Source organism: Massilia pinisoli, from assembly GCF_024753285.1.
In the GTDB taxonomy this organism is placed as follows: Bacteria; Pseudomonadota; Gammaproteobacteria; order Burkholderiales; family Burkholderiaceae_D; genus Telluria; species Telluria pinisoli.
In genome coordinates this window covers 53,595-65,396 of sequence record NZ_JANUGW010000003.1, presented here as the reverse complement: position 1 = coordinate 65,396, position 11,802 = coordinate 53,595, and the positions used below count along the sequence as shown (strand labels likewise).

Sequence of the window (11,802 nt, the reverse complement as noted above, 5' to 3'; positions counted from 1 at the left end):
CCTGGCACCGAATTCGGTGGCAGGGGCGGAGGGCATCGAACCCCCAACCTTCGGTTTTGGAGACCGACGCTCTGCCAATTGAGCTACGCCCCTACAAAAACTTCTAGTTGAATCGAGCATTATACGCGACGCGGATACTTCGCGCAACACTCTATTGTTGGGCGGAACAGAAACGTTCCGCCCGGAGGTACTACTTTAGATATCGCTGATTAGGCAATGATCTTGGCAACCACGCCAGCGCCGACGGTACGGCCACCTTCGCGGATTGCGAAGCGCAGACCTTCTTCCATCGCGATCGGAGCGATCAGCTTGACGGTGATCGACACGTTGTCGCCCGGCATGACCATCTCTTTATCGGCCGGCAGAACGATCGAACCGGTCACGTCCGTCGTACGGAAGTAGAACTGCGGACGATAGTTGTTGAAGAACGGGGTGTGACGGCCGCCTTCGTCCTTCGACAGGACGTACACTTCGCCCGTGAAGTCGGTGTGCGGCTTGATCGAACCCGGCTTGGCCAGAACCTGACCACGCTGGACGTCTTCACGCTTGGTGCCGCGCAGCAGCAGACCGACGTTGTCGCCAGCCTGACCCTGGTCCAGCAGCTTGCGGAACATTTCCACGCCGGTGCAGGTCGTCTTGACGGTGTCGGTGATGCCGACGATTTCGATCTCTTCGCCGACCTTGATGATGCCGCGCTCGACACGACCGGTCACCACGGTACCGCGGCCCGAGATCGAGAACACGTCTTCCACCGGCATCAGGAAGGCGCCGTCAACGGCACGTTCCGGCGTCGGGATGTAGGTGTCCAGTGCGTCGGCCAGCTTCATGATGCACTCTTCGCCCATTTCGCCAGCCTGGCCTTCCAGAGCCATACGTGCCGAACCCTTGATGATCGGCAGGTCGTCGCCCGGGAACTCGTACTTCGACAGGAGCTCGCGCACTTCCATTTCGACCAGTTCCAGCAGTTCTGCGTCGTCGACCAGGTCGCACTTGTTCAGGAACACGATGATGTACGGAACACCCACCTGGCGAGCCAGCAGGATGTGTTCGCGCGTCTGCGGCATCGGGCCGTCGGCAGCGGAGCACACCAGGATCGCGCCGTCCATCTGGGCGGCACCGGTGATCATGTTCTTGATGTAGTCGGCGTGGCCCGGGCAGTCGACGTGAGCGTAGTGGCGGTTGGCCGTCTCGTACTCGACGTGTGCGGTGTTGATCGTGATGCCGCGTGCTTTCTCTTCCGGAGCCGCGTCGATCTGGTCGTACGCCTTGGCTTCGCCGCCGAATTTCTTCGACAGAACGGTCGCGATAGCTGCCGTCAGGGTGGTTTTGCCGTGGTCAACGTGGCCAATGGTGCCGACGTTCACGTGCGGCTTGGTCCGTTCGAATTTTTCCTTTGCCATTCTAGACTCCTAAGATCCTAACGATATTGAAAATTACCAGGCACACCTGACGGTCGAAACAGCCGACAGCCGTTTAAATTCTGGTGCCCTTGACGTGGATTGAACACGTGGCCTCTCCCTTACCAAGGGAGTGCTCTACCACTGAGCTACAAGGGCTTATTTTGAAACTGGAGCGGGTGAAGGGAATCGAACCCTCGTCATAAGCTTGGAAGGCTTCAGCTCTACCATTGAGCTACACCCGCGCGAGGCACCTCAGCTTCAACATTCGATTCACTACACGATCAACGCTTTTTGGTGGTGGGGGCTGGATTCGAACCAGCGTACTCAGAGAGGGCAGATTTACAGTCTGCTGCCTTTAACCACTCGGCCACCCCACCGCGAAGAACCGCAGAGTATGAAGCAAGATAACAACTTCGTCAACCGTTTTTGCCTGAACTGATCAAACGCAAACAGTGTCGTTGCTTCGGGGCGTGATTGTAACGGCCGGAGTACAAGTCCGCAAGGGCTGTTTGCAATAAACACACCAGATCGATCCTGCCGGCATTTGACGGTACACTGTAATTACATCAAAGGCCATCCCGATGGACCCGAACCGCACCGGCAATCACGAACTGCAGGGGCCCCGCCCATGGCTGGCCAACCTGGTGACCGTCGCCGTCTACGTCGGCACGCGGTTGCTCAGCCACGCGCTGGACCTGCCGGCCGGCTACGCCACGCCCGTCTACCTGCCGGCCGGCGTCGGGTTCGCACTGGCGGTCGTGCTCGGGTGGCGGGTCCTCCCCGGCATCGCCGTTGGCGCCCTCCTGACGCACCTGCGCGACGGCTGGATCGAGTCCGGCACGGCGGCATGGATCGCCGTGGTCGCGACGCTCGTCGCCACGGCGGGCTCGGTGGCCCAGGCCTGGATTGGCGCGCAATGGTTCCGCCGCGTCGTCGACCCGGCGCTCGGCACGGCGCGCGACGTCGCGGCCTTCCTCGCGCTGGCCCCCCTGTTCTGCCTCGTCAACGCCAGCGCCAACGTGACCGCGCTGTACCTGCTCGGCATGCTGACTGCGGCCGAACGGGCGCCGAACTGGATCAACTGGTGGGCCGGCGATACCATCGGCGTCCTGCTCGCAGCCCCGCTCGTGTGGATCGCGTGCGGCGAGCCGCGCGCGCTGTGGCGCCGGCGCGCGCGGCTCGTCGCGCTGCCGCTGCTGCTGGCGGCCGGCGTCGTCATCGTCGCCTACGAGCAGACCGTGCGCTGGGAACATCTGCAATACCTGCAGGCGTACCGGCTGAAGGCGCAGCAGGTGGCCGACGAGCTGCAGGCCGAGCTGCGCGAGCATGAACGCTTCGTCGGCACGTTCGCGCGCGCGCTCGGCGCGGAAGACCGGTTCATGGAGCGCGACCGCTTCCTGCGCACGGCCAGCGGCTACGTCGCCGGCCGGCCCGACATCTCGGCCATCGACTGGCTGGTGCCCGTCACGAACGACGAGCGCGCCGCGTTCGAGACCTGGGTCCGCATCAACGTCGATCCCGGCTTCCCCGGCCTGCGCGACCTGGACTTGAAAGGCCGCCTTCAGCCGGCCGCGACGCGCCCGAGCTACCTCCCGTTGCTGTACACGTGGCCGCCCGTGAACACGATGGTGCGCGGCCTGGATTTCCTGGCGGCGCCGGAGCGGGCCGACGCCGTGGCGCGGGCGCTGACCGCCACCGCACCCGTGGCGACCGGCCCGATCCGCCTCGTGACGACGGGCGGCAGCGGCATCGCCCTGTTCCGCGCCGTCAGGGAACCGGGCCGGCCGCTGCTGGGTATGCTCGCCGTGATCCTCGATACGCGGAGCTTCGTCGGGCAGGCGGTGCGGCACGCCGGCTTCCCCGGCTTCGACATCAGCCTGGCCGACACGACGGCGGGGAGCGCTTCGCGCACGCTGGCGGGCGATCCGGGCCGCCGTGCCGGCAGCAACGACTATGCGGTCCAGCTGGCGTACGGCGGCCGCACGCTGCAGCTGCGCTTCTCGCCCACGGCCGCGTACATGGAAGGCGAGCGGGGGCTGGCCAGCTGGATCGTGATCACGACGGGCCTGCTGCTGGCCGCGCTGCTGGGCGCACTGATGCTGATCGTCAGCGGCGAACGGGCGCAGATCCAGGCCCAGGTGGCGGACCGCACGGCGCGCCTGCAGGCCATCCTCGACAACGCGGCCGACGCCATCGTCACCGTCGACGCCCACGGGCTGGTGCAATCCGCCAACCGTGCCACGGCCGCGCTGTTCGGCTACCCGCTGGCCCACCTCCCCGGCCTCGCGTTCACGACATTGGTACCCGGGCACGGCGACGAGGACGGCCCCGCCCTGCTGGCACGCCTGGCCGGCAGCACGCAGGACGACCGCCAGCTGGACGGCCTGAACGCGCAAGGCGAACCGCTGCCGCTGGCCGTGGCCGTGTCCATCGTCGACCTCGCGGGCGAACGCCTGTTCGTGTGCATCCTGCGCGACCTGACGGAGCAGCAGCGCGCGCAGGCGCGCATCCACCGCCTGGCCCACCACGACCCGCTGACGGGGCTGGAGAACCGGCACGCGCTCGGCATGCGCCTGGAGCAGCAGCTCGCGCAGGCGCGGCGCGCGCGCCAGCCGCTGGCCGTGCTGTTCATCGACCTCGACCACTTCAAGAAGATCAACGATTCGCTGGGCCACCAGGCCGGCGACGAACTGCTGACCGGTGCCGCCGCGCGCATGAAGGACCTGCTGCGCGACGTCGACACCCTCGCCCGCCTCGGTGGCGACGAATTCATCATCGTGCTGGGCGGCCCGCTGTCGCCGGACAGCGTGCGGTCGGTGGCCGTGCGCCTCGTGGAATCGCTGCAGCAGCCCTACCGCCTGGCCGGCACGACGGCGCACAGCGGGGCCAGCGTGGGCATCGCGCTGTTCCCGGACGACGGCGACGATCCGGACACGCTGCTGCGCCACGCCGACATGGCCATGTACGCGGCCAAGCGCGAGGGCCGCGGCAATTTCCAGTTCTTCTCACCGGCGATGAACGCGGCCACGCACGAGCATCTGATGCTGGAAAACCGCATGTGGGCGACCTTGGAAAACGGCGGCTTCGACGTGCACCTGCAAGCCCAGGTCGAACTGGCGACGGGGCGCGTGATCGGCGCCGAGGTGCTGCTGCGCTGGCACGACGAGGAACTGGGCACCGTCGACCCGGGGCGCTTCATTCCCATCGCCGAGGACTCGGGCCTGATCCTGCCGCTCGGCGACTGGGTGCTGGCGCGCGCCATGGCCCTGCTGGCCGAGTGGCAGAACGACGGCCTCGACCACCTGCGCCTCGCGGTGAACCTGTCGGCGCGCCAGTTCAGCGGCGGCGCGCTGCTGTCACGCCTCGACCAGCTGCTCGACGAACATGCGATCGACCCGACGCGGCTGGAACTGGAGATCACGGAAACGGCCGCCATGCGCGACCCGGAAAACACGCGCCTCCTGCTGCTGCAGCTGCGCGCGCGCGGCTTCAAGCTCGCGATCGACGACTTCGGCACCGGCTATTCGTCGCTGGCCTACCTGAAGCTGTTCGCGATCGACCGGATCAAGATCGACCGCGGCTTCGTGCGTGACATCGAGACGAATCCGAACGACGCGGCCATCGTGGATGCGACCATCGGCCTCGCCCATGCGCTCGGGCTGGGCGTGATCGCGGAAGGGGTGGAGACGCAGGCGCAGCGGGGCTTCCTGCGCGACCGGCGCAGCGACGAGGCGCAGGGTTTCCTGTTCGGGCGGCCGATGCCGGTGCGCGAATTCCGAGACTTCGTCAGGGCGCAAGCGCAGCCAGTACCTGGCCTTTGAGCGCCTTGATGAGGGCCGTTTCGTCCGCCGGCACGCCTTCCGGCGCCAGCTCCGTGCGGTCGGCGTAGAACAGGCCCAGCTGGACCTTGCCCACGACCAGCGGCAGCACGATGAAGCTCTGCGCATCCGGCAGCAGGGTCTTGTGCCAGGCCGGCAGCAAGGCGCGGATCTTGGCGCTGCGCGCGTCCGAGATCATCAGGTCGGCGTCGTTTTCCATCGCCAGGTGGAACAGGTCGCGGCCCGCCTTCTCCCCGCCGGCGGGCGCCACCGGGAACGCGAAGCCGTCCTGCACGCGCGTCGCGCCGAGCCCGAACGAGGCGCGGGCGCGGTACTGGCCGGCGCGCACGTCCTTCAGCACGACCGTCGCGAAGCGGAAGCCCAGCGCCGTGTACAGCGTCTCCAGCACGGCCATGACGACGTCGTTGACCTTGTGCTGGCCGGAAGCGCGCATCTGCGTGACGTCCTGCACGCCGGCCAGCAGCAGGTCGCGCGCGTTCTTCGGCTTGCCGCTCGGGTAGGCGCCCTGCTCTTCTTCCTCGCCCCCGCCCAGCGTCGCCAGCAGCAGCACGTTAGGCAGGCCGTTCTTGTCCTCGACCGGGGCGCGGCGCGGCACGGGCTGCAGGTTCATGCTTTGCAACAGGCTCGTCATCTCGAACGCCACCGACTCGAACAGCTCGTCCAGCTCGGCCGCGCCCAGGTTCAGCGCGGTGCCGTAGCGCGCCAGCAGCGCCTGCGCCTCCGGCGAGTCGGACGGCGTGGCGGTCTTGGCCATCAGGCGCGCGACCTCGAGGCTGAACGACGCGACCTGGCGCATCCATTCGCCGCGGTTGACGGCCACTTTCAACGCACCCGGGTCGAGCGGGCGCTGGGCACGCATGATCACGTCCGGGATCTTCCACTCGCCCAGCACGGCCTCGGACAGTGCGTCGAAGCTGCAGCCGAGGATCATCTGCGCGGCCTGCGCCGGCGTGTGCTTGCCGGTGCCGAGAAGGGCCTGGATTTCGCGGTAGCGGTCGTGCTCGTGCGACGCCACGAGCAGCGCGCCCAGATTCTTGAACAGCGCGCCGATCGACGCTTCCTCGGCGCCCTGGTAAAAGCTGTGGCGCGCCATCTCGCGCCCGACGAGGCTCGCGCACAGCGACGCCTCCAGTTCCACGCGCACGCTGTACGCATGGTCGCTGCTGGCGAGCGCGTCGACGAGGAGCATCGCCAGCGCGACCGTGCGCACGTTGTCGAAGCCCAGCAGGGAGATCGCGCGCGACACGGTCGTGACGGCGGTGCCGGCCGCCGTGCGATAGCGCACCGTGTTGGCCAGGCGCAGCACGCGCTGCGTGAGCGCGACGTCGGACAGCACGTAGTGCGCGAGGTCGTGCGTGCCCTGGTCGTCCGACGTGGACATCTGCACGACGCGCGCGACGGCGCTGCCGAGCGCGAACATGTCATCGTCGCCGCACACCTTGTGCAGCAGCGCGGCGCGCACGCGGCGCCCGTCCGGCGGCGGGTTGGAAGTGGCGTTGGCCATGGGGGCGGAAGCGGCGGTGGCGCCGATGGCTGGAATCATGGTGGATCAGCCGGCCTTCTTCAGGCGCGGGCCTTTATCGTATTTCTTGAGGATCTGCTGGTGCATCCCGGCCAGTGCGGGCAGTTTAGGATTGACCGGGTCGAGGCGGCGCACGCCTGTGATGAGGCCGAGCGCCTGCTGGCCGAGGCGGTCGTCCCAGCCTTCGTGGTCCAGGCATTTCAGCACCGCCAACGCGGCGTTGAACACGACCTGCGGATTGTCCGGCAGCTTGGTCGCCGCTTCCTGCATCAGCACGACGGCGCCCTTGTAGTCGCCTTCCTTCGCCCTGGCGGCGCCGCTGGCGACGAGGTCGATGACTTCCTGGCGGCTCTCCATGGCCAGCTTCTGCGCCAGCTCGCCCTGGCCCGCCTGCTCGAACACGGCCATCGCGCGTGCCATCGCGGCGCCGTTCTGCGCATTGCGCATCACGTCGCGCACGATCTCGGCGGCGCCCTCCTGCATGCCGTTCTCGATGCAGGTGCGGGCCAGTTCCAGCTTGAGCTCGCAGCGCAGCTCGGGCGCGTCGCGGCTGGCCGCGAGCGCCGTCTCCAGCGATTCCGCCAGGCGCGCCTCGTTGCCCGTGTACTCGTGCACGAGGCTCGATGCGATCGCGCTGCACAGCGGCGCGTTCTTCTGGAAGGCCATCGACTTGTCGAGGTCGCGGATGACGGCCGCGGCCTGCACGGGGTCGCCCTTGCGCACGAGCGTCTGCACGAGGCGCACGTGGTCCTGCGGGTCCTTGAATTCCGAGTACTTGGCCTTGCTGACGACCTGCTTGAGGACCTTCTCCGCCGTGTCGTTGTCGCCCGCCTCGAGGGCCGTCTCGCCCAGCTTGCGCAGCCGGCGCACGGCATGCGGCGACACGGCCACCGCGTCCGCCAGCACGGCCTGCGCCGCGCTCAGCGCGCCGGCCGCCTCGTGCGTGCGTGCGAGCCAGTCGTAGGCATCGAGGAAGTTCTTGTTGCTGTCGACGAGGTCCTCGAGGATGTCGCGGGCCTCCTCGAAACGCTCGCGCAGGACCAGTGTCTTCGCCAGGCCCAGGCGCGCCCAGGCGATGGCTTTCGTCTCGATCAGCTTGCGGTAGATCGGTTCGGCTTCGTGCGGCTCGCCGAGGAACATGTGCAGTTCGGCGCGCAGGCGCAGGAAGTCGACGAGGTAGCGCGGATGGCGCGCCTCGCCGTCGATGCACGCGTCGATCGCCTCGCGCTGGCTGCCCGCCTCCATCAGTTCGTAGACGGGCAACAGGGCGTTGCGCCGCTCCAGGCCGCGCGCGATGCGTTCGAGCAGGCGGTCGGCCGTGAACGGCTTCAGCACGTAGTCGGTGGGGCCCAGTTCGGCGGCGCTGACGACCTTGCCGTAATCGCCTTCGGCCGTGACCATGAAGAACATGGTCGACAGCGGCATGAGCTTGTGGTGACGCACGTCCTCGAGCAGTTGCTGGCCATCCTGGCCGCCCTCCAGCCCGTATTCGCACAGGATCAGGTCGTAGTGCTTCAGGCCGAGGTGCTTCACGGCCTGGTTCGAACCGCCCACGTGGTCGATTTTGTTCAGGCCGCACATGTTCAGCATGTTGTGGATCGTCGAGCGCATACCGGGATGCGGTTCGATGATCAGCGCGGTGAGGCCTTCAAGTTCGTTCATATCCCGGTTTTCCGTGTGTGCCTGCATTGGGCAGGGCGGGTTGCGTGGACCCGCAGTTTTACCGAGTATATTACGTCCAGGGAACAAAATTCTTGAATTTCACGCGTATCCAGCCCGGCGGAATGTCGCAAAAAACCACACTCTTGGTCACCGTGCCCGTCACGCGCCGGGCTGGCGGGCGGCGGCCTGGCGCAACGGCGTGCGGCGGCCATTGGCGCATTCGGCATGGGACTCGCCGATCATGATGTTCTGATAACGGACTTCGTACTTGCCGGCCGAGAGTTTGTCGACGAGGAACTTGGCGTGCCCTTGCACGTAGGCGTGGCGCACGGTGGCGCGGTGGTCCAGGTCGACGATCTTGACGAGCACGGGCGACGGATTATTGCTGTTGTCGACGAGCACCTGCATCTCGTCGCCCTGATTGCCGACCGGGTAGCCGTCCATGTAGCCGGATTCCGCCGGCCACGGCATGCCCGTCGGCGCGACCTGGGCCGTGAGGTCGGTATCGCAATCGGCGGCGCGCGCGGGCACGACCAGTTGGGTCACGGCGAGCGCCTTGACGTCGGGCGGCACGTCGGCCTGGCCCGCCGGGTGCGCCCAGGCGTCGGCGCCGGCATCGCCGCCGAGCGGATCCGATGACGCCGCCGAGGCGGATGCGGCCGAAGCGGTGGCGGACGCCGGCACGGGCACGGGTGCCGGCACGGGCGTGGCCGGGCTCGTCGCGGGGACGGGCTGGCCCTTGCCGACCCAGGCGAGCGCACTGGGCACGACCTTGGCCGGATCGAGCAGCATGATCGCCAGCGCACCGCCGCTCGCGAACGCGGCGAGTCCCACACCCCACCAGCGCGGGTCGCGCAACACGCGCCAGCGCGACGGGGCCGCGACGGTGCGCGGTTCCCAGTGGTCGCCCCGCTTCTCGCGGCCCTCGTCGCCGTGCGAATTTTCCAGCCACTCCACTTCCCACTCTTCCGACGCGATCCAGTCGTCGTGCTCCTTGCGGCGCACGGGATCGGACAGGATGTTGTAGGCGGTGTTGACGATCGCCATGATCCGGGCGGCACGCTCGTCGCCCGGGTTCTTGTCGGGATGGTATTTCTGACTCAGCGCCTTGTAGGCCGCGCGAATGACTTCCTGCGGTGCGTGGCGCGACACCTTCAGGTTGTCATAATGGGTATGGATCTTGGCCATGGTCGGGAGTCGGGGTTGCGCGGGCGCCACGTACGGACGCCCTGCTGCATCAATAGTAGCCGAATCGCTGTCACCGGCAGCGTTACAGCATAGCCGGGTTTGTGTCCACCGCGCAAGATGTCCTAATCACAACTTATGGCTGCGATCGGCGCGCTCGATGGCGGGGTCGGCCGCGACGCCGCTGCCGACGATGAGCACCTTGAACAATTCCCCCATCTCCGCCGGCGACACGAGTTTTTGCACGGCCTTCGACTGGGGCAGGTAGCGCAGCGCATCTTCCGGGTCCGTCTTCAGCAGCAGCTCGCCGATACCGGACGCGAGCAGGAACGCCGCCTGGCTCATATAACCGAGCACGTCGAGCCCGGCGCCGTGCGCGGCCAGCGCCATCGCCGTGAAGTCGACGTGCGCCGTGATGTCCTGTAGGCCCGGCAGGTAGAACGGGTCGGGGTGCGCATGGTGGCGGTAATGGCACATCAAGGTGCCGCTCGTGCGCTCGTCGAAATAGTATTCGTGGGCCGGGAAACCATAGTCGATCAGGATCGCGGCGCCCTTGCCGCCTTTGAACATCTGCGCCAGCGAGCGCATGAAGCCGCAGGCGACGGGGTGGACTTCCGTCAGGTAGCCGTCCTGCAGCGTGTCCGCGTCGGGGATCTGGCGCGCGATCTGGTCCGCGAGGTCCGCGTCCGATTCGGCCGATACGAAGGCGAAGCGGCCCGCGTCGACCGTCACCATCTGGCGCTGCCAGCGGCCGCCGTCGCGCACGACGAGTTCCACCGGCATCGCATCGAGCACCTCGTTGGCGAGGACGGCGCCGTGGAACGCGTCGGGAAAGCCCGTCAGCCAGCGCACCTGAGGGAAATCCTTCAGCGCTTCCTGCTGGCGCGCGCGCAGTTCGCCGGACAATTCGATGATGGTATAGCTGTCGATGCGCACGCCCAGTTCGCCGAGCGTCGTCAGCACGTCATGGGCCAGCTTGCCCGTGCCGGCGCCGAATTCGATGATGTTGGGGCCACTTTGGGCCATAATAGCGGCGGCCGCGCGCGCCAGCGTGGCACCGAACAGCGGGCTGATCTCGGGCGACGTCGTGAAGTCGCCGTCGCGGCCCAGCTTGGCCGCACCGCCGCTGTAATAGCCGAGATTCGGCGCGTACAGCGCCAGTTCCATGAAACGCGCAAACGGGATGGCGCCGCCCTGGTCGGCGATCTCGGCAGCGATCATGCGCTGCAGGGCTTGGGACGCGGCCAGCGCGTCGCTCGAGGGAAGAGGCAAGGACATCCGGCCATTGTAGCGAGAATCGGGAGCGAGCCACAAACGGCGCCCCGCACACACCACGATGACACAGACACATACGAACGACGATCCATCCCGCACCGGCCACACCACCGGCGACACGCACGCACCGCATGCCGGGCGCGCGCGCGTGGCGCTCGTCACGGGCGCCGGACGACGCATCGGCCGCGCCATCGCGCTGGGCCTGGCCGCCGCCGGCTGGGACGTGGCCGTGCATTACCGCGCGTCGGCGGCCGACGCGGACGAGGTCGTGACTGCGATCCGCGCGCTGGGCCGGCGTGCCGTCGCGCTGCACGCCGACCTCGCTGACGAGACGGCCGTGCGCGCGCTGCCGCGCCAGGCCGTGCACCTGCTGGGCGCGCTGGATTGCATCGTCAACAACGCATCGTTGTTCGAATACGACAAGCCGGACGCTTTTTCGCCGGCCCTGCTGGCCACCCACATGCAGTGCAACGTGGCGGCCCCGCTGCTGCTCGCGCAGGAATTGCACGCGCAAGTGCCGGACGGTGGCCAAGCCGTCGTGATCAACTTGCTCGACCAGAAACTGTACAATCTCAACCCGGATTTTTTGTCGTACACGTTGTCGAAGGCGGCCTTGCACACGGCCACGACGATGCTGGCCCAGGCGCTGGCGCCGAAACTGCGCGTCGTCGGCGTCGCGCCCGGCATCACCCTCGTCTCCGGCGACCAGAGCGCCACCGGCTTCGAGAGCGCGCACAAGATCACGCCGCTGGGACGGTCGTCCACGCCGCAGGACATCGTCGACGCCGTGTGCTACGCGGCGAACGCGACGGCGCTGACCGGCACCACCCTGCTCGTCGACGGCGGCCAGCACCTGATGCCGCTGGCCCGAGACGTGATGTTTTTGACCGAATAACCTCATTTATCCCCTTTACCCATC

At 67.4% G+C, this 11,802-nt stretch carries 7 protein-coding genes and 4 tRNA genes; 2 read left to right on the top strand and 9 right to left on the bottom strand.

The window, feature by feature from the left end; all coding sequences use genetic code 11:
• Positions 1 to 17: 17 nt before the first annotated feature.
• The 5 genes from NX784_RS04530 to NX784_RS04510 all read right to left on the bottom strand — a co-directional run bounded on the left by NX784_RS04530 (position 18) and on the right by NX784_RS04510 (position 1,777).
• Positions 18 to 93 (bottom strand) — tRNA-Trp (locus NX784_RS04530).
• A 116-nt stretch (positions 94 to 209) separates the two neighbouring features.
• Positions 210 to 1,400, bottom strand: coding sequence for an elongation factor Tu (tuf, locus tag NX784_RS04525; RefSeq protein ID WP_258815504.1), 1,191 nt, complete (start codon positions 1,398 to 1,400; stop codon positions 210 to 212).
• 81 nt (positions 1,401 to 1,481) lie between these two features.
• Positions 1,482 to 1,556: transfer RNA gene (locus tag NX784_RS04520), tRNA-Thr, on the bottom strand.
• A gap of 12 nt (positions 1,557 to 1,568) precedes the next feature.
• A tRNA-Gly gene (locus NX784_RS04515) sits at positions 1,569 to 1,642 on the bottom strand.
• A 50-nt stretch (positions 1,643 to 1,692) separates the two neighbouring features.
• Positions 1,693 to 1,777: transfer RNA gene (locus tag NX784_RS04510), tRNA-Tyr, on the bottom strand.
• Positions 1,778 to 1,981: 204 nt separating this feature from the next.
• Here NX784_RS04510 and NX784_RS04505 point away from each other — a divergent pair.
• Positions 1,982 to 5,221, top strand: coding sequence for an EAL domain-containing protein (locus NX784_RS04505; protein ID WP_258815503.1), 3,240 nt, complete (start codon positions 1,982 to 1,984; stop codon positions 5,219 to 5,221).
• On the opposite strand, the gene NX784_RS04500 is transcribed toward NX784_RS04505, so the two are convergent.
• The 4 genes from NX784_RS04500 to NX784_RS04485 all read right to left on the bottom strand — a co-directional run bounded on the left by NX784_RS04500 (position 5,187) and on the right by NX784_RS04485 (position 10,886).
• Positions 5,187 to 6,782, bottom strand: a complete 1,596-nt coding sequence (locus NX784_RS04500; RefSeq protein ID WP_307735832.1) for an HDOD domain-containing protein — start codon at positions 6,780 to 6,782, stop codon at positions 5,187 to 5,189. The genes NX784_RS04505 and NX784_RS04500 overlap by 35 nt on opposite strands.
• A gap of 6 nt (positions 6,783 to 6,788) precedes the next feature.
• The gene (locus NX784_RS04495) at positions 6,789 to 8,423 is read right to left on the bottom strand and encodes a tetratricopeptide repeat-containing response regulator (RefSeq protein ID WP_258815502.1); all 1,635 of its coding nucleotides are present in this window, start codon (positions 8,421 to 8,423) and stop codon (positions 6,789 to 6,791) included.
• A 159-nt stretch (positions 8,424 to 8,582) separates the two neighbouring features.
• Positions 8,583 to 9,611 carry a J domain-containing protein gene (locus NX784_RS04490; protein WP_258815501.1) on the bottom strand — a complete coding sequence of 343 codons (1,029 nt, stop codon included), beginning with the start codon at positions 9,609 to 9,611 and terminating at the stop codon, positions 8,583 to 8,585.
• A 126-nt stretch (positions 9,612 to 9,737) separates the two neighbouring features.
• The gene (locus NX784_RS04485; RefSeq protein WP_258815500.1) at positions 9,738 to 10,886 is read right to left on the bottom strand and encodes a class I SAM-dependent methyltransferase; all 1,149 of its coding nucleotides are present in this window, start codon (positions 10,884 to 10,886) and stop codon (positions 9,738 to 9,740) included.
• 58 nt (positions 10,887 to 10,944) lie between these two features.
• Here NX784_RS04485 and NX784_RS04480 point away from each other — a divergent pair, with 58 nt between their 5' ends.
• Positions 10,945 to 11,778 (top strand): SDR family oxidoreductase, encoded by an 834-nt coding sequence (locus NX784_RS04480; protein ID WP_258815499.1) that lies wholly within the window; start codon positions 10,945 to 10,947, stop codon positions 11,776 to 11,778.
• Positions 11,779 to 11,802: the final 24 nt, after the last annotated feature.